The organism is Gordonia rhizosphera NBRC 16068 (genome assembly GCF_000298195.1).
GTDB classification, from domain to species: Bacteria; Actinomycetota; Actinomycetes; order Mycobacteriales; family Mycobacteriaceae; genus Gordonia; species Gordonia rhizosphera.
Map to the genome: position 1 here is coordinate 50,185 of NZ_BAHC01000119.1, position 16,897 is coordinate 67,081.

Annotated in this window: 16 protein-coding genes and 3 pseudogenes; 8 read left to right on the forward strand and 11 right to left on the reverse strand. The window is 66.6% G+C overall.

Annotated features, from left to right (window positions below; translation table 11 throughout):
- Positions 1–5: 5 nt before the first annotated feature.
- From GORHZ_RS14145 to GORHZ_RS14155, 3 genes are all read right to left on the reverse strand, one after another.
- Positions 6–446, reverse strand: coding sequence for a MerR family transcriptional regulator (locus GORHZ_RS14145; protein ID WP_006334091.1), 441 nt, complete (start codon positions 444–446; stop codon positions 6–8).
- Between the two features lie 22 nt (positions 447–468).
- Positions 469–1,974, reverse strand: coding sequence for a SulP family inorganic anion transporter (locus GORHZ_RS14150; protein WP_006334092.1), 1,506 nt, complete (start codon positions 1,972–1,974; stop codon positions 469–471).
- A gap of 238 nt (positions 1,975–2,212) precedes the next feature.
- The gene (locus tag GORHZ_RS14155) at positions 2,213–3,799 is read right to left on the reverse strand and encodes a DUF222 domain-containing protein (RefSeq protein WP_006334097.1); all 1,587 of its coding nucleotides are present in this window, start codon (positions 3,797–3,799) and stop codon (positions 2,213–2,215) included.
- A 318-nt stretch (positions 3,800–4,117) separates the two neighbouring features.
- Between GORHZ_RS14155 and GORHZ_RS31635 the strand changes: the two genes are divergently transcribed.
- Positions 4,118–4,945: a PIG-L deacetylase family protein gene (locus GORHZ_RS31635; protein WP_006334099.1), complete on the forward strand. Its 828-nt coding sequence runs from the start codon at positions 4,118–4,120 to the stop codon at positions 4,943–4,945.
- A 73-nt stretch (positions 4,946–5,018) separates the two neighbouring features.
- Here the strand turns inward: GORHZ_RS31635 and GORHZ_RS31640 are convergent.
- Positions 5,019–5,423 (reverse strand): annotated as a pseudogene (locus GORHZ_RS31640) (LysR substrate-binding domain-containing protein); the annotation flags it as partial.
- A gap of 229 nt (positions 5,424–5,652) precedes the next feature.
- Here GORHZ_RS31640 and GORHZ_RS14165 point away from each other — a divergent pair.
- Positions 5,653–6,900 (forward strand): MFS transporter, encoded by a 1,248-nt coding sequence (locus GORHZ_RS14165; RefSeq protein ID WP_040532000.1) that lies wholly within the window; start codon positions 5,653–5,655, stop codon positions 6,898–6,900.
- A 144-nt stretch (positions 6,901–7,044) separates the two neighbouring features.
- A complete protein-coding gene (locus tag GORHZ_RS31645; protein ID WP_245551425.1) occupies positions 7,045–7,332 on the forward strand; it encodes a hypothetical protein in 288 nt (95 codons plus the stop codon).
- Between the two features lie 27 nt (positions 7,333–7,359).
- On the opposite strand, the gene GORHZ_RS32255 is transcribed toward GORHZ_RS31645, so the two are convergent.
- Together GORHZ_RS32255 and GORHZ_RS14170 are read right to left on the reverse strand one after the other, a co-directional pair.
- A complete protein-coding gene (locus tag GORHZ_RS32255) occupies positions 7,360–7,434 on the reverse strand; it encodes a hypothetical protein (RefSeq protein WP_373279608.1) in 75 nt (24 codons plus the stop codon).
- On the reverse strand, positions 7,409–7,912 hold the full coding sequence (locus GORHZ_RS14170) for a transposase (protein WP_245551426.1): 504 nt from the start codon (positions 7,910–7,912) through the stop codon (positions 7,409–7,411). Before GORHZ_RS14170 ends, GORHZ_RS32255 begins: the two co-directional genes overlap by 26 nt.
- Positions 7,913–8,050: 138 nt before the next feature.
- Between GORHZ_RS14170 and GORHZ_RS14175 the strand changes: the two genes are divergently transcribed.
- The 4 genes and pseudogenes from GORHZ_RS14175 to GORHZ_RS32345 form a co-directional block, all read left to right on the forward strand.
- On the forward strand, positions 8,051–8,476 hold the full coding sequence (locus GORHZ_RS14175) for a hypothetical protein (protein ID WP_040531971.1): 426 nt from the start codon (positions 8,051–8,053) through the stop codon (positions 8,474–8,476).
- A gap of 428 nt (positions 8,477–8,904) precedes the next feature.
- Positions 8,905–9,039, forward strand: coding sequence for a hypothetical protein (locus tag GORHZ_RS31965; RefSeq protein ID WP_280986169.1), 135 nt, complete (start codon positions 8,905–8,907; stop codon positions 9,037–9,039).
- Between the two features lie 14 nt (positions 9,040–9,053).
- A complete protein-coding gene (locus GORHZ_RS14180) occupies positions 9,054–9,500 on the forward strand; it encodes a DUF5994 family protein (protein ID WP_006334105.1) in 447 nt (148 codons plus the stop codon).
- 54 nt (positions 9,501–9,554) lie between these two features.
- Positions 9,555–10,141: pseudogene (locus tag GORHZ_RS32345) on the forward strand (IS1634 family transposase); the annotation flags it as partial.
- A gap of 5 nt (positions 10,142–10,146) precedes the next feature.
- Here GORHZ_RS32345 and GORHZ_RS32350 read toward each other — a convergent pair.
- Positions 10,147–10,645, reverse strand: a pseudogene (locus GORHZ_RS32350) (IS701 family transposase); the annotation flags it as partial.
- A gap of 80 nt (positions 10,646–10,725) precedes the next feature.
- Between GORHZ_RS32350 and GORHZ_RS14195 the strand changes: the two are divergent.
- Positions 10,726–11,538 (forward strand): transglutaminase-like domain-containing protein, encoded by an 813-nt coding sequence (locus tag GORHZ_RS14195; protein ID WP_006334109.1) that lies wholly within the window; start codon positions 10,726–10,728, stop codon positions 11,536–11,538.
- Positions 11,539–12,268: 730 nt separating this feature from the next.
- Here the strand turns inward: GORHZ_RS14195 and GORHZ_RS14200 are convergent.
- The 4 genes from GORHZ_RS14200 to GORHZ_RS14215 form a co-directional block, all read right to left on the reverse strand.
- Positions 12,269–12,619 carry a hypothetical protein gene (locus GORHZ_RS14200; RefSeq protein WP_245551427.1) on the reverse strand — a complete coding sequence of 117 codons (351 nt, stop codon included), beginning with the start codon at positions 12,617–12,619 and terminating at the stop codon, positions 12,269–12,271.
- Positions 12,620–13,099: 480 nt separating this feature from the next.
- Positions 13,100–14,029 carry a hydroxymethylglutaryl-CoA lyase gene (locus GORHZ_RS14205; protein ID WP_006334112.1) on the reverse strand — a complete coding sequence of 310 codons (930 nt, stop codon included), beginning with the start codon at positions 14,027–14,029 and terminating at the stop codon, positions 13,100–13,102.
- A complete protein-coding gene (locus tag GORHZ_RS14210; protein WP_006334113.1) occupies positions 14,026–15,279 on the reverse strand; it encodes a CaiB/BaiF CoA transferase family protein in 1,254 nt (417 codons plus the stop codon). The genes GORHZ_RS14205 and GORHZ_RS14210 overlap by 4 nt, the downstream gene beginning before the upstream one ends.
- Entirely contained in the window at positions 15,276–16,892 is a 1,617-nt protein-coding gene (locus tag GORHZ_RS14215) for an AMP-binding protein (RefSeq protein WP_006334114.1), read from the reverse strand. The genes GORHZ_RS14210 and GORHZ_RS14215 overlap by 4 nt, the downstream gene beginning before the upstream one ends.
- Between the last annotated feature and the right edge of the window lie 5 nt (positions 16,893–16,897).

Here is a 16,897-nt window from a genome sequence, read left to right on the forward strand (position 1 = left end):
CGACCCTACTGTGCCTCCCCGACCGGCTCCTCCAGAACGTCGCGGGCGAGTTGGTGGGTCAGTTCGCGTGCATAGTCGAGGTGGCGAGCGAGCTTCTCGCACGATTGCACCGCACGCGTATGGAAGTCGGCGAGAACCCGCGCCGCATCCTCTCGCTCGCCTGCCGTGGCGGCCGGATCGTCGACGATGTCCTGGGCGGTCAGGAGGCGGCGCATGTCGTCGAGGGTGAAGCCGAGGGGTTTCATCCGGCGGATCGCCAGCAGCCGATCGATGTCGGCGCGGGTGTAGAGCCGGAACCCGCCCGCCGATCGCGCCGACGGTGTGACCAGCCCGACCTCGTCGTAGTGACGGATGGTCTTGATCGACAGCTCGGTTTCCGCGGCGACCTCACCGATCTGCAGATGAACCCCGTCGAAGTCGCCGCCGTCGACAGCACGTGACTGCATCACACCTCCCCCCGATCCCGTGTCAGTGTGCGCCTGCGACATGACCGCTGAGACGTTCGTGCCGCTCGGCACTGTTGTCGTTGAGGCCGATGATCGTCGCGGTCTTTCCCTTGGCCCGGTACTTGGTGGTGATCGCGTCCAGGGTGGCCACCGTGGATGCGTCCCAGATGTGGGACTCACTCATGTCGATGATCACGTTCTCCGGGTCGCCGACATAGTCGAACTGATAGACCAGGTCGTTGCTGGAGGCGAAGAACAGTTCCCCGCGCACGGCGTAGATGCGGGTGTTCTCGTCGGGATGGCCTACGTCGACGACTTCGGTCAGGTGGGCGACGCGGCGCGCGAACAGCACCATCGCGGTGATGACGCCGACGATGACGCCGTAGGCCAGGTTGTGGGTGGCGACGGTGACGCCGACGGTGGCGAGCATGACGGTGGTCTCGCTCTTGGGCATCCGACGCAAGGTCTTCGGGTTGATGCTGTGCCAGTCGAAGGTACCGACCGAGACCATGATCATCACTGCGACGAGGGCCGCCATCGGGATCAGCGCCACGACGTCGCCGAGGCCGACGACCAGAATCAGCAGGAATACGCCGGCCAGGAAGGTCGAGATGCGGGTCCGGGCACCGGAGACCTTCACGTTGATCATCGTCTGCCCGATCATGGCGCAGCCGCCCATGCCACCGAAGAACCCGGTCACGATGTTCGCGACACCCTGGCCGATGCCCTCACGCGACTTGTCGGAGTGGGTGTCGGTCAGGTCGTCGACGAGCTTGGCGGTCATCAGCGATTCCATCAGGCCGACCAGCGCCATGGTGAACGCGTAGGGGGCGATGATGGTGAGGGTGTGCCAGGTGAACGGCACATCCGGGATCAGCAGCGACGGCAGACTGTCGGGAAGCTGTCCCTCGTCGCCGACATTGGGCACGGAGAACCCGGCTGCCACGGTCACCGCGGTCAGCAATACGATCGCGACGAGCGGGGCGGGGACGACGGTGGTCAGCTTCGGCATCCCGACGATGATGACGAGGCCGACCGCGACCATCGGGTACACCAGCCACGGCACTCCGAGCAGATGCGGCAGCTGTGCGCTGAAGATGAGAATGGCCAGCGCGTTCACGAAGCCGACCATCACGCTGCGCGGAACGAACCGCATCAGCCGCGCGACACCGAGCCCGCCGAGGAGCATCTGGAAGACACCGGCGAGGATGACCGCCGCGATCAGATAGTCCAGGCCGTGGCTGGTCACGAGCGGCGCGACCACCAGCGCCACCGCGCCGGTCGCCGCCGAGATCATCGCCGGCCGTCCGCCGACGATGGCGATGGTCACAGCCATGGTGAACGATGCGAACAGCCCCACGCGCGGATCCACGCCGGCGATGATCGAGAACGAGATCGCCTCCGGGATCAGCGCCAGCGCGACGACGACGCCCGCGAGGACCTCGGTGCGCAGCCGCCGCGGGGAGCGCAGCGCGGCGAGCACCGACTGCTCCTGCTGGGGCGAGACCAGTGTTGTGGCTGATGACATGCGTCAACTCCTTCGGACACCGCGCGCACATGGGCGCACGCGGTGACGTCGTCACCGCATGGACGGGGGCACACGACGCATCGTTGCCGCGTGTGCAGAGAAGTGCCTCGACGACCATGTGGGTCCGACAGGCGCGGTCGGAACTCTACCCTCCGGGGAGGGTAGGGTTCCAATCCTCAGGCACTCCTGTGACCGGAGACACACGGCGGCTGCACGGCTTCCCGCGGCCGCCGCCCGGTCAGAACGGTGCGTCACCGTCGGTGTTCCGGCGCCGGCGATTCCGGTACCGCTCGGCGCGTCGTCGGGCGTGTTTGTTCTCCACGCGGGGACGTGCCCGGGTCGGTCGGTCCTCCCCGCGGTGTTCGCCGTCCTCGTCGTGATCGCGGCCGTTGAGATGGGGTCGCCGCGGCGGGCCCTGGGCCGGGGCGGAGAACCGAATACGACGCAGTCCGGGGAACAGGTCCTCGTTGGTTTCCGCCTCACCAGGGATGACGAGGCCTTCCGGGGTGATGAACTCGGTCCGCAACCGCCCGTCATCGTCACGCCATTGATCGTCGAGCCACTCGCCGAAGGTTTTGCGCAGGTGGTCGAGGCGGCACTTGACGTTCATGTTCTCGGCGTCCGTCTGCCCACCCCGAGCCGGGTCGGCGTGGTCGAACTCCGCGACGTGCTCCATGTCGCCGCGCCAGGCCGAGACCTCGCAGCCCGGGTCGGCGCAGATCCCGTCACGCACCCGCACGAACGTGTCCAGAGCGCTCGATGGCCGGTAGGGATCCGACGGGAGGTGCGCGGGCAGCGTAAACGTCCCGTCGTCGTCGTCGGGTTCGGTACCGTTCGGGACGAGTGGCTTGATCGTCGTGTCCGGTCGCGCCGCGATGTCGCGGACGTGCTCGGCGGAGATGACGCCGTGGCCGTCCATGTATCCGGCGTTGGCCTTCGTCCCGGCGAGTGTGCCCTCGTCGCAGACGACGTGGAGCACGATCTTGGCGTCCACCGGCGGGATGGTGCCGGGCTCGGGGATCTGCGCGGTGCAGTCGACTCGACCGCACTGGCACTCGAAGGCGGTGCCCGACAGCAGGGCGAACATGGCGTCCGAGGCGCGCTGCGGCTGGGTGCGGCCGTCGTGCTCACACGCGGTGTCGGCGAGTGCGGAGACTGCGGCGGCGGCGATCTGCACGTTCTCCGCCGACATCAGCCCGGTGATCGTGGCCGTGCCGTCCTCACGCGGGTCGGTCCATACGCCGCGGTCGTCGAGCGCGTGCTTGCGACGTTCCCGCACCGCATCCGGGTCGTGCCGATACACGATCCGATCGCACATGTCGCGCAGACGTTTCCGCGACCACGACCCCGTGCGGCCGCGAAGCAGAGCCGCGATCTCGGCATCGACATCGAGTGCCGACGCGCAACCGTCGAGCAGGTCGGTACGCGCGATGACGAGTTGCGCCTGCCACGGCGCGATCACACCGTCACGCAGACAGTCGAACACCGCCGGCAGCCGATCCCGCAGGGCGACCGCCTCGCTCAGGAGGACCTCGGCCCGACGCTGGGTGATCCCCTGCACCTTGGAGATCCGGGCGGCGCAATCGGCGAAGCCGTCCACGACGAATCCGTCCGTGTCCTCGCGCGCGGCCACGAGTCGGTCGAACATGACTGTGACCGAACGGTATTCGGACCAGGCGAGATACGACTTTCCCCGGCCGATCTCGGCCATCCCACACAGCAGCGCGTTCATCTCGGTCTCGTCCGGGTACGCGGGATCGACGTCACCGAGGAACCCGAGGGGCAACCCGGGCCAGGGTGAGGGCGACGCCAACACGGACGACACGACAGACCTTTCGACACGACGGACACTCCGCACAGGGCACCGCGTTCACCGCGGCCCGTCATCCGGCCGAAAGGCCTTGTTTCACTGTAGGTTTGAACCGCTGGGCCTGAACCACTGTGCGGTCTGAACCACTCCGTCGTATCTCTACTCGCTCTGCGCTGACAACAACCTACAACAGCCCACCGACAACAAAGTCCACCTCGCGGCGGTGATCGAATGTGGTCTCGATACGCCACTCGCCTGGCGGCTCGCGGCTACTCGACCATCAGTAGGGGCGGCTCGCGGCTACTCGACACACCGGTAGGAGCCGATCGTGGAATGATCGAGAAGGTGAGCACCATCGTCTTCGTTCATGCCCATCCCGACGACGAGGGCACCAACACCGCGGGCAGCATGGTCCGAGCCTCACGCGAGGGCCACCGAGTGGTGGTTGTCTACTGCACCGACGGGGATCCGGGAGACGTCCCCGACGACCTCGAACCCGGAGAGACGGTGGCGAGCCGACGCCGCGGTGAGGCGGAGGCCTCGGCGGCCATCACCGGCACCGCGCGCGTGGCCTGGCTGGGATATGCCGACTCGGGGATGACGGGCTGGGCGCGCAACGACGCCGAGGGCGTCTTCTCGCGGGCCGATATAGACGAGGCGGCACGCCGCCTGGCCGATCTCTTCGACGACGAGGCCGCCGACGCCGTCGTCGGGTATGACTGGCACGGCGGTTACGGCCATCCGGATCACATCATGCTGCACAGGACGACGATCGCCGCGGTGGAGCTCGCGGCGAAGCGACCCCGCTACCTCGAGGTCACGATGAACCGGGACCTCATGCGGCAACTGTTCGCCCTCGCGGCCGAGATCGGCATGGAGGGATTCAGTGACGAGGACGGATTCGATCCGGATACCGGCGATGACGGTAATCCGATCGGCACACCCGAGACGGAGTTGCACTGGGCCGTTGACCTCGGTGACGACGTGATCGCCAAACGCGAGGCACTCGCATGTCACGCCAGTCAGACCGACGTCAAACAACTCCTGGCGATGCCGGCCGAATACTTCCCCTTCGCCTTCGGCACCGAGCACTACATCGAACCCGGTCGGCCACCCGGGATGGTGCGGGGCTGGTGGCTCGACCACCCGCCGACCGGTTAGCTCGACGCACGCGGCCGACAACGAAATGCCGGAAACGCCCCGCTGCGTCAGGCAGTGGGCGCGAGCGATACCAGGTCAGACCGATCTCACGTGACTCCCCGGCCAGGGGCACCAGGACGACGTCCGCGTGCGGATCGGAGCCCTCGACCGGGACCACCCCGACACCGAGCCCAGCACTGACGAGGCCGGTGATGGTCGTGAGTTCGCTCGATTCGAAGGTGACCGCCGGCGTGATCTCCGCGGCCGCGCACAGTTCGTCGAAGATCCGGCGCATACCGAATCCCGTTGCAATGACAATGAATTCCTCGTCAGCGGCCTCTGCGAGTCCGATCGAAGCGCGACCGGCGAATCGGTGACCACTCGGCACCACCAGGGCCAGACGCTGCTCAGTGATCGGCGCCCACGCCATGTCGGTGCGCATCGGACGTGGCGCCACGATCGCGAGGTCGGCGTCGCCATCGACGACGTGGCCGACCACGGTGGCAGCGGCGTCCTGCGTGAGGCTGAACCGGGCCTGCGGGTTCTCCCAGGCAGAAGCGCCGGATCAGATCCGGTACCAACCGCACCCCAAACGAATGCAGGAACGCAAGGTGTATTGCTCCGCGCGCGGGCGTGTGCAGCTCGTCGATCTCGCGTCGTGCGGCATCCAGTTGGGCGACTGCACGTCGGGCACGGTCGAGATGATCTGCCCGAACCGATTGAGCACGATGCTGCGGCCCCCGTCGGTCGAACAGGGCCACACACTCGGCTCAGCGGGCTACCGACCTACCACAGTCGCCCTGTTCGCCGCCGGCATGACAACGTTCATGGCGCTCTACTACGTCCAGGCGCTGCTGCCGCAGTTGTTCGACCACTTCGGCATCTCCCCCACCACCTCGGCGCTCGCGGTCTCGCTGACCACTGGCTTCCTCGCCGTTGCGATCATCCCGGCGAGCGTGCTGTCCGAACGGTTCGGCCGCGTGCGCGTGATGGTGGTCCCCGCGGTCGCCGCCTCGCTCATCGGTGTGGTGCTGCCGTGGTCGCCCACAGTGGAGATCCTGCTCGCCGGACGAGCCCTGCAGGGCGTGCTGTGCGCCGGCGTGCCCGCGGTCGCGATGGCCTATCTCGCCGAGGAAGTCGAGGGCCGCTCCCTCGGCACCGCGATGGGTCGCTACGTCGTGGGCACGACGATCGGCGGGCTGGCCGGACGTCTGATTCCCGGATTCGCCGTCGACGTCGTGTCGTGGCAGTGGGCGCTGGAGATCGCCTGCCTCGTATCGCTGGGATTCGCGGTGGTTTTCGCGCGCACCGTGCCGTCGGCGCGGTTCTTTGTGCCGCAACGTGTTTCGCCGAAGGTCATGCTGCGGAATCTGCTTGTGCACCTGTGGGATCCGCAGTTGCGGCGGCTGTTCCTGCTCGGCTTCGTCCTGACGGGCGGGTTCGTGACGGTCTACAACTTCGTGGGCTACCGGTTGCTACGCCCGCCGTTCGGACTCGGCGAGGCCGTCGTCGCCCTGGTGTTCCTGATGTACCTGGCCGGGACGTTCTCGTCGGCTTCTGCGGGCCCTGTTGCCGATCGGGTGGGCCGATGGCCCGTGCTCTGCGCCGGGATTCTGGTCATGCTCACCGGTCTGGCGCTAACCGTGCCCGACCGACTGCCGCTCGTGCTGATTGGGATGTTTCTATTCCCGGCAGGCTTCTGCGCAGCCCACTCGGTGGCCAGCGCCCGGGTGTCGGCGCGAGCAACCGAGCATCGAGCGGAGGCGTCGTTGTATCTCTTCCACTACCACATGGGCAGTTCGGTGGTGGGAGCACTTGGGGGTCTGGCGTTTTCGATGTTCGGCTGGGTGGGTGTCGCAGGCTACGTAGGGATGCTGGTGGGAGTTGGGCTGCTGGCGGGATTCCGATGTGGGGAGAGGACACGAGGCCGGAATCCTGAGAGATTGATCACGCAGTCACCTGATGGGCCGGTCTGACCTCCGCCCGCGGTGCCAGGTGAACTTCTGGCTCAGAGGTGCCGTCCGAAACCAGGCTGAACCGGGCATGCTTCGACGCTTAACCGCGCCGACTCAGGTGAGTGACGTCGCAACATCACGGCCGCGTTCGACAGGCTGAATGGCGTGCTGTCGGACGCCACGCAGGCCGACGAGATGTCGACGATACTGGCAATGTTTGAAGCGCTCTACGGAGATTCGATCACTGTTGCAGTGCGGACCGCGGAAGATGTCGATGACGTCGAAGTAGGTTTCGTCGGCGAGATACCGCACGCGCACGAGTTCGGACCGATGCAGCGGGACCTTCTGTTGTCTCAGGTGAGTCCGGCACCGGCAGACCTGCCATTCGTCGTGGGGCTCGATCACCACGGCGGTGGCCAGCCGCGGGAACGCCGCGGGGTTGGGGAAGATTGACATCGGCGCGCCGTGTGATCTTCTTGTTCAACCGTTCGATATCGGGTTGTTCGACCAGATCTTCGGCGAGTGCGCCTTAGGGAACGCGTTGAACGCCAACACATCTGCTTTGGCCTCCCGCATCATCGCCGCGACCTTCGGAAACGAAGGATTCCAGGGTGTCGGCGACCTGGTCCCACTGAGCATGAATGTCCTCGGGTTCGGTGTGCGCGAAGATGGTCTTGACCGCCGCAGTCACCACCGGCGCCTGTTTCGCCGACACCGCCCCATGCAGGTTGCGCATAACACATGCACCCGGCACCGCTGCCACGACGTATTCATGAACGGTTGCGCCACAGAATCTTTCAAAATCCTCGTAAGCATCCGAGGTGACCAACTGCACCCCAGACAGGCCGCGGACTTTCAGCGAGGTGAAGAACTCGCGCCAGAACTCGAACGACTCGCTGTCGCCAACTGCGGTCCCAACACCTCCCGCGGTGTCAAGCACGCCCGCGAGCAGTAGATGAGAACTCGCTGGTGCGTCACGAAAGTAGTGACCGGAGACCGATGCTCCAGCGTCACCCGCCATGCTGCCGGACACTGAGCACAGTCAACCGTCGCAGGCGCCGGAAGGCGTAGCATCAGTGTAGCCGGAATGAACATCCAGCAGACCCTCTGTTGGCGTCTCCGGTGTCAAGCGGCCGCATGTTCTTTTTGCGGCCAGTTCGGTTGATAGACCATGATCAGTACTGCTCGTATTCTGAACACCCACCCTCGAAGTCACCTGTACGGACACATGCGTGAGTACCACAGGGCCCGGCCCGGGCATTCCTCGCGCCCGCAGATTATCGTTCGCGGCATTCAAGAGGAGGATTCCCGCCAGGTGCCCGGCGACCTGCTCGCTGAATGGGACATCCTGTTCCACCCCGCCACGGACAACAGCTCACCAGAAGTTCGGGGGGACGTCGTTGCCCGCCGCACGGTGCGGCGGGCACGACACTCGCGGACCTCGATCCTTGAGGGTGACTCACACCCGGTCATCTTGCTCGCCACCGATGTGCCGGCGACGGCAGCCGGTGATGTCTGGAGCCAGGTACTGCGCTCCGCGGAACGCGGCGGCACTCTGTCGGACGTACTGATGGAACACCAACGTTCCCAACGTTGATGCACCCCGGCGAGTTGTTGTCAAGACCTGCGGATGAGGTTGTTTCAGGCGGGCCTCCGCGGCGATGGTTGATTCGGTATCGGGTTCGACGAGTTTGCCTTTTCTCGAAGCTGGCTCTGGCTCCGGCACGCACGAGGGCGACGAGATGCGGTGCTTATCGGCAGTTTCGGGCGAGTCACTCCCCGAGAGTGGATTACCGATCCGTTCAACGTGCCCGCTCGTCCGGATCTATCGCTGACAGGCACCACCGGCCTCGCATCCGGAACTCGCCGCGCGGCCGTGACCGGCAGCGCGACCGTCGACGGGAGTAGCGTCGGAGTGACACCGACGGTCTGTCCGTCGTATTGACCCGCCGAGTTGGTCGGCGGACTCTGCGATCCCGGGCACGCCTTGCCCCCGATCGCCTACCTCTCTCGAACGGATTGACCATGGCCGAGTACGACAGTCCCTTTTCGCACGCCGCGGATACCACCGACGCCGCCGTGCAGGTGGTCACCGCCACCGCGGATCTTGTTTTCTCTGAAGCACAGCAGCAGGAGCAGACGTCAACCGCGCGGCGCTGAGCGGCCGCGCCACGATGCCTCCGGCACTCGGCCCGACGCGCCTGCAACTCGGGTCGGATCTCACCGCACCCATCGCCGGTGCCTGGTTGCCCTACACCACAAAGATATCGGACGAGCTCGCCGCCCTGCAGACGGCCGCATACGCACGGATGGGCCACTTCTCCTGTATCGGCGTGAACTGGCGAAGCCTTGCACGCTACCCGGGCCTCGACTCAGAGAACGGGCCCGACGAGTTGCCGTTGATGTCGATAACGGCGCAGAGGGCGTCGGTGACGCTGCTCGTGATCCCGACGCGAACCTCCTCAGCCCTCGCGGCCGCATTGCTGCGGCAGGCCGGCGGCTCCACGACCGCGCCGATCTCCCAGTACAGCCACCTGTACAAGGACGCCCGACGCATTCTGGTGCGTGCCGCGCGGCAACAGACCGCCCGCGCATCGCTTCCCCACCAGGCCACGACCTAATCCCCGGCGCCAGCTAACCTCCAGAAATTGCGTAGAAGGCCGGGATGCCCGGCCTACTTCGAAACCGACAGCCCCGATGCGTTGCCCGAGCTGGCCGACCCCGTGACCGACGACGGCATCACCTGGTCGGCCGAATTCGGGGCCCGCACGTTTCGGCCATTCCGAGGACTTCGCACCGACCTGCCCCAGGTGGTAATCGCGATGGCCGTCACCCGTGATGGCATCCCGGTGCGCTGCTGGACCTTCCCCGGCAACACCGCCGACACCGCGATCATCCGCACCATCACAGACGACCTCGCCGGCTGACAGTTGCCCCGGCTGGTGTGGGTCGCCGACCGCGGTGTCGCCTCGGCCACCAACCGCGCCTACCTCACCCGCGGCGGCGGGCACTACATCCACGCCGAAAACTGCGCCACACCACCAACGAAGCCGGCGCCGCCCCTCGCCCGACCCGGCCGCTACCACACCGTCGCCGACAACCTACGCGTCAAAGAAGTCCACGTCGCTCCCGGCGGTGACGGCGACGGCCCTGCCCGAACGGTCCGGTTCGTGGTGTGCCACAACCCCGATCAAGCCCAACGCGACGCCACCGTCCACAAACTCGCCCCGCCCATCTGCGTGAGCAGATAGCCAGCGGTGACCACCGCATGAACGCGTGCGCGAGCATCACCAGAATGGTCCACCGATGCCAGGAGGTCCAGGTCCGCACCTGATGTTGATCCAATCCGGTCAGCCCTTTGCTGGTCTGGAAGCATTCCTCGACCGTCCAGCGTCGCCGGCCACCCGCACCAGCGTCGCCAACGGCACCGGGTGCGGGCTGTAGCAGCGGTAGAACGCCAACTCGCCGGTCGTGTCGTTACGGCGGATCAACACCGAACACTGCCCGGTGCCGGGCTCGCCAAGCGTGGCCAGCCACGCCCACGAATAGACGCGATCCCTCTTTGGCGCCGGTCCCGGCCGACATCGTCTGCCAGGCGTCCGCGGTGAGTATGTCAGCGAGTTCATCAACACGCATCGACCCGTCGTCGGTGGCCACCACGGTGTCACGGAGGACCGCCAGCACGTAGCCCACCTCGCTTTTGGTGAAACGCTTTTCGGAGATCTGGATCGGCTCCATACACTTCATCGCCGGTCACCCACTGATCCGTGGCGGCGAGCACCACCGCCTGAACACAAGAGACACGCGTCATGTGCCCGCTGCGATGTGATCACCTACTGTGGGGCGATGACCACACCACCACGCGATGTCTCCGCTGCGCTCGAGGTGTACGTGTCGGCCGCCACCGAACTGGAAATGCAGATCGCGGTGGCGAAACTGCCTGGACTGACTCTGACCGAGGAGCTCGCCGTCACGATGGACGGCATACCCGTGCAGCCCGAGGAGATCATCGGGGAGCACGGTAGCCGTATCCATCGACTGCAGGTCTGGTCCGGCCTCGTGGTTGTCGACTACAGCGCCCACATCGCAACGCCCGCCTATCCGGTGCCAGTGCTGCCCACTGACCGATCGATCTACTTGCGCCCCAGTCGATATGCCGAGTGCGACAAGTTCTTCGGCTTCGCCGCCGGGCAGTTCGACGCATCCTTGCCGCCGGCGGTACTGCTCAATCAGGTCGCGGACTTCGTCGAGGCCCGGCTGAAGTACATACCGGGTGCGAGCGACCCCATCGACGGCGCCGTCGACACGCTCCTGGCCGGTGCCGGGGTGTGTCGAGACTTTGGGCATCTCGCGGTGGCGCTGCTGCGGGCGTTGAACATCCCAGCCCGGCTCGTAGCGGTCTACGCGCCTGGGTGCAGCCCGATGGATTTCCATGCCGTCGCCGAGGCGAGCATCGACAATGAATGGGTCGCCGTCGATCCCACCCGGCTCGCCCCTCGGCAGAGTCTGGTACGGATCGCCACGGGCCGCGACGCCGCCGACATCGCATTCCTGGACAACCACCGTGGGCAGATCAACCTCAACTACTACCAGGTCTTCGCGACCGTCGACGGTGACCTGCCGATCGACACCGGCAGGGAACGCGTACGCCTGGGCTGATGGCGCGTATGCGGTCACTTGTTCGATCTGAAACACGCTCTCGGGCTTCACCTGGGTCTCTGATCCGAAGAATCCTGATCGACGACTCCAACCCCGAACTGGTCCGCCGCGTCACCCGCAAGCAATACGAGAACTTCAGCAGCACAAGGGACGGTTCTCGCGGCCCGACGCCAGCCCACCGCCGCCACACACCACTCGAGTCCCGGCCGCCGGCAGCGGACCGACCTCCACCGAACAGAAACGCGCTCAGCACGAGGTCGCCTTGCGACGTGCGTCTGCGCTCGATCGAGCAGATCGAACTCGCAGAGCCGACGAATACGCCCTCGAACGTCCAGCTGCCACAACCATCCCGGCCGGGCTGGACCGGGGGTTCAGCGCAGCGCCCGGATAAGCAGCTCCCGGGGCGTTTGATGGGGAAGCCCTATGAACGTCCATAGAATCCCCGACATCGGACCGTCCCGGTTCCGGGCCGATAGTGCCGCGTTCTGTCAATCTGCACCCCGGCCTCGTGCTGAGCCTGCGGTCAGGATCTGGCGTGATCAGCCGTGTTCGAAGAAACGTGACGGCCGAAGCGTGGAATTGCTGGCGACAGGCGCGAGGTCGCCGGCGCGGTAGCTGCCGGTAGCAGGCTGCGGCTATACTGATGGTGCCCAGGCAGTAGCCATTGGGAAGTGACCCGGCAGCCATCCGGACGGTTGGTGAACCGGGTTTCGCGCTGTCTGGGGTCGCGTTATCCGCCGACGTCGACGATGGTGACCGAGTTGATGACCGGCTGGACCCGGCGGCGCCACTCCCCGCCCTTGGCGTAACACCACACCACCGCATCCGACACCCACAGCATCGGTTCGGCGGCCGGCCGCTGGTGTTCGTAGACCAGCCGCGCCACCCCGTGCCGGCGGACGGCGGTGTAGAGCACGGCCCGGTCGGCGGCGAGCAGGCTGTCGTCTTGCTCGATGACCAGCCGGGTGGCCGAAACCGCGGCGAGATCACCACCACGGCCTCGAGCGCCGCGCGGCGGCCGCTCCGCGGATCGGTGATCGGCGAGGCGTCGTAGATGGTGACCGACAGATCCAACTCGCAAATCACCGAGCAGATCTTGCGGCGCCGCGGATCGGATTCCTTGGTGAAATGAATTCGACGTTGCCCGCGTGCCCGCAAATCGTGCAGCGCCTTGCGATTCTCCACGACCGCGGCCGGGTCGGTCACGGTACAGGCGACGACGAGGCCGCGGACCTTGCTCTCGTCGACAAACGCCTGCACGCCCGGAACGCTATCACCCACGAAAAACCGGTCACGAACTGCGGGAACACCCCCACCGACAGCGCACGAGCGAACACTAGCAACGAGAGGTCAACACCGCCCGGCTCAGCTCGGATCAGATCCCCCCTGACCGCGTCGGAGGCCGAGGCCGACTGAGGGCCATCAATGTGGCACCAGTTCAGGTCACACGGAAAAGCGATAATCCCGGGGAATTGCCCGGCGGCTGCCTCCGCGTTTGAACTCGCCGACAACGAAGTTGCTATCCGGAATCGGACTCCCACCGATACCGATAGGGCCTCAGCTACGTAGCGTCGCTGGTTGCAGACGACCCCGACGGAACCGGCACACCCCCGGCCGCAAGCAAGTTGCTGGTGAGCCGCTTGCCGAGTCGGTCCGACACCAGCCGCGCCGCGTCGAGTGCGCGCCCGATGTCGATACCGGTGGTGATGCCGCTGTCTTCGAACATGTACGCGAGTTCCTCGGTGGCGATGTTGCCGCTGGCACCGGGTGCGAACGGGCAGCCGCCGAGACCGCCGACAGAAGCGTCGAACTGGCGGATGCCGAGCGAGTACGCCGCCCAGGCGTTGGCGAGCCCCTGCCCGCGGGTGTTGTGCAGGTGCAACCCGGGTTTGACACCGGTGGCATCAATGACACGGGTGAGGACGTCGGTGGTTCGGCCGGGGGTCGCGGTACCGATGGTGTCGGCGACCGCCAGCGCATCGGCACCCGAGTCCATCGCGCGCCGCGCGATGTCGGCGACACGCTCCGGTGGGGTCGGGCCGTCGAAGGGGCAGTCGAAGGCGATCGCGACGATCACCTCGAGGTGGCCGCCGACCTCGTGGACGCGTTCCGCGATCGGTGCGATGAGCGCGATCGACTCCTCCATACTGCGTCCGACGTTCGCCCGGCTGTGGCCGTCGGAGGCCGACACCACGTACTCCAGGCGCCGCACACCCGCGGTCAGCGCTCGACTCACTCCGCCCATCCCGGCCACCAGGGCGGAGAACTCCACCCCCGGCCACCTGCCGAGCTCGGCCGCAACGGCTTCCGCATCGGCGAGCGAAGGGATGGCGCGCGGTGAGACGAACGAGGTGACCTCGATGCGCCGCACACCGGTGGCGACGAGTGCGTCGATGAACTCGAGCTTGGCGGCGGTGGGGATCGGCTCCTCGATCTGCAGTCCGTCGCGAGGACCGACCTCACGGATGTCGACCTGCGGCACGGCACTCATGCGATCGTCCCCGCGTCACGCAGACGGACGAGCGTCTCGGTGTCGTACCCGAGGACTTCTTCGAGCACCTCGTCGGTATGGGTGCCGGGTCGGCTGGCGCCACCGAAGCGGACGCCGCCGGCGGTGTCACTGAGCTTGGGGATCACCCCGACTCCCGTGACCGGCTCCGGATCGTAGCCGTCGTCGCCGGGGCGCAGCGACGGGTCGTCGTGGTCGACGAACATGCCGCGCGCGTTGAACTGTGGGTCGACCATCACTTCGGCGACCGTGTTCACCGGCCCGTTGACGACCTGGTGCTCGTTGAGAATCGCGACCAGATCGTCCGCCGTGTACTGACCGGCCCATTCGGCGATCATCTCGTCGAGCTCGTCTTGACGATCGCCGCGCGCGTTGTGGTCGGCGTAGCGCGGGTCGGTGCCCAACTCGGGGCGACCCATGGCGGCGGCCAGACGCATCCAGAGCGTGTCCTGATTGGCGGCGATGATCACCCACAGGCCGTCTTTCGACTTGTAGATGTTCGACGGTGCAACCCGATCGAGTCGAGTTCCCGACGCCTGCCGGACATGCCCGGCCTTCTGGTAGTCGGGCACGGTCGACTCCTGGATCGCCAGCGACGCCTCGCTCAGAGCAGCGTCGACGACCTGACCACGACCGGTGCGTTCGCGAGCGTAGAGCGCGGCGAGCGCACCCTGGAATGCGAACATGCCACCGAGACTGTCCCCCAGCGACAGTGCGATGCGAGGTGGGGCCTCACCCGGGAATCCGTTGAGATGACGTAGTCCGCTGATGCCCTCGGCGACCGACGCATACCCGGGACGCGCGGAATACGGGCCGGTCTGGCCGTAGCCGGAGACCCGGACCAGGATCAGCCGCGGGTTGATTTCGCTCAGGACGTCGTAGCCGATGCCCCACCGTTCCAGCGTGCCGGGCCGGAAACTCTCGACGACGATGTCGGCGGTGCGGGCCAGCTCGAGGAGGATCTCCCGGCCGGCGTCGGTGCGCAGGTCCAGGCTGACGCAACGCTTGTTGCGAGCGTGCACCCGCCAGAACAGCTTCTGGCCGCCCTGGCCCCAGTCGCGCAGCGGGTCCGGCCGGTCCGGCGCCTCGATCTTGATGACGTCGGCTCCCATGTCGCCGAGGAGTCGCCCGCAATAGGGACCGGCGATCAGGGTGCCGAGTTCCAGGACCCGGATCCCGGCCAGCGCGCCGGTCGCCTGATCGTCCTGTGCTACTGATGCTTCGGTGTTCATCGATTGACTTTCTCGTTCTCGGATGGTGATGCGTCGGGGCGGGTGGTCACCAGGCCCCGCAATGTCGGTTTGAGCACCTTGCCGGAGGCGTTGCGCGGCAATTCGTCCACGACGAGCACTTCCGACGGCTTCTTGTAACCGGCGAGCCTCGCCGCACAGAATGCGATCACGTCGTCGGGATCGGGCGGGGCCGAACGATCCTTGGGCACCACGAAGGCCACCGGGGTCTCACCCCACCGCGGGTGTGGGGCCCCGACGACGGCGACATCGGCGACGTCGGGATGGGCGACGATGGCCTGTTCCACCTCGGCGCTGTAAATGTTCTCGCCACCGGAGATGATCATGTCCTTCAATCGGTCGACCACGTAGAAGTAGCCGTCCTCGTCGACGCGGACCAGGTCCCCGGAGTGGAACCACCCACCCCGGAATGCGTCGGCGGTCGCCTCGGGGGCATTCCAGTAGCCGATGGTGGTGCCGGGACCCCGATAGACGATCTCGCCGACCTCCCCGACCGCGACGTCGGCCATGTCGTCGTTCACCACCCGGACCTCGACGAGAGACACCGGCCGGCCGACCGAACCGAGCTTGGCGCGCGATTCCGCCCCGGTCACCACCAGCGTGATCGGCGACATCTCCGTCTGGCCGAACGATGAACAGATCGACGCCTCGGGGAATGTCGCGGCCATCAGCTCGAGGGTGGCGGCCCGGGCCGGCTCCGCACCCCAGGCGAGGCTGCGCAGCGAAAGGTCACGTGGATTCTGTCCCTGTTCCTCGCACACCCGATGCCAGACGCTCGGCACCAGGAAGGCAGAGGTCACCGAGTGGGCGGCGAGCAGGTCGAGGAAAGTACCCGGCTCGAACCTTCCGGTCTCGACGAGGACCATCGAATGTCCCAGCATCAGGCTGGGGATGACGTGTCCGATCGAGGCGATGTGGAAGAGCGGCGACGTGATCGCGGCGACCTCGTCGGGCTCGACCAGGCGCAGCACACCCATCGTGGTGATGGTCTGCGTGATCAGGTTCTGATAGGTGAGCATGGCGCCTTTGGGCCGGCCGGTGGTGCCCGAGGTGTACATCACGAACGCCAGCTCCGCGAGGTCGTCCGGGCCGATACGTTCGTCCGGTTCGCAGGACGCGATGGCATGCTCATAGCGCTCCGGGCCCTCGTCGCCGCCCTGCTGTCCCTCGTCGCCGATCACCAGGACCGGGATGCCGCTCGCACGCAGACGGGTCTGTTCGATCGCCGGACGCACCACGGTGTCGGTGACCACGGCGACCGCACCCGAGTCGGCCGCGATGTGATCGATCTCGGCCGGCGCCAGTCTGAAGTTGACCGGGACCAGGACGGCGCCGAGTCGGTGCACGGCAACGAGTGTCTCGATGAACTCGGGCCGGTTGGTCGCGGCGAGCAGGACTCGACTGCCGCGCTCCACGCCGCGGTCGGCGAGTGCGGTGGCCAGACGCCGGGTACGGTCGTCGAGCTCCGCCCAGGTGACCACCCGGGTGCCGTACGACAGCGCCGCGCCGTCGGGACTCTGGGACGCGTGACGTGCCACCTGCTGCACCCAGTGCAGCGGCCGCCACGGATTCTCGTTGTGGTTGATGGGGTCCATTTCTC

Bases quoted from the DNA above. Each gene is read 5' to 3' on its own strand.
- GORHZ_RS14165 (WP_040532000.1), top strand. From the start codon at position 5,653: ATGCTGCGGCCCCCGTCGGTCGAACAGGGCCACACACTCGGCTCAGCG.
- GORHZ_RS14150 (WP_006334092.1), bottom strand. From the start codon at position 1,974: ATGTCATCAGCCACAACACTGGTCTCGCCCCAGCAGGAGCAGTCGGTG.
- GORHZ_RS31965 (WP_280986169.1), top strand. From the start codon at position 8,905: ATGGCCGAGTACGACAGTCCCTTTTCGCACGCCGCGGATACCACCGAC.
- GORHZ_RS14175 (WP_040531971.1), top strand. From the start codon at position 8,051: ATGATCAGTACTGCTCGTATTCTGAACACCCACCCTCGAAGTCACCTG.
- GORHZ_RS14215 (WP_006334114.1), bottom strand. From the start codon at position 16,892: ATGGACCCCATCAACCACAACGAGAATCCGTGGCGGCCGCTGCACTGG.
- GORHZ_RS14180 (WP_006334105.1), top strand. From the start codon at position 9,054: ATGCCTCCGGCACTCGGCCCGACGCGCCTGCAACTCGGGTCGGATCTC.
- GORHZ_RS31635 (WP_006334099.1), top strand. From the start codon at position 4,118: ATGATCGAGAAGGTGAGCACCATCGTCTTCGTTCATGCCCATCCCGAC.
- GORHZ_RS14145 (WP_006334091.1), bottom strand. From the start codon at position 446: ATGCAGTCACGTGCTGTCGACGGCGGCGACTTCGACGGGGTTCATCTG.
- GORHZ_RS14195 (WP_006334109.1), top strand. From the start codon at position 10,726: ATGACCACACCACCACGCGATGTCTCCGCTGCGCTCGAGGTGTACGTG.
- GORHZ_RS14205 (WP_006334112.1), bottom strand. From the start codon at position 14,029: ATGAGTGCCGTGCCGCAGGTCGACATCCGTGAGGTCGGTCCTCGCGAC.
- GORHZ_RS14210 (WP_006334113.1), bottom strand. From the start codon at position 15,279: ATGAACACCGAAGCATCAGTAGCACAGGACGATCAGGCGACCGGCGCG.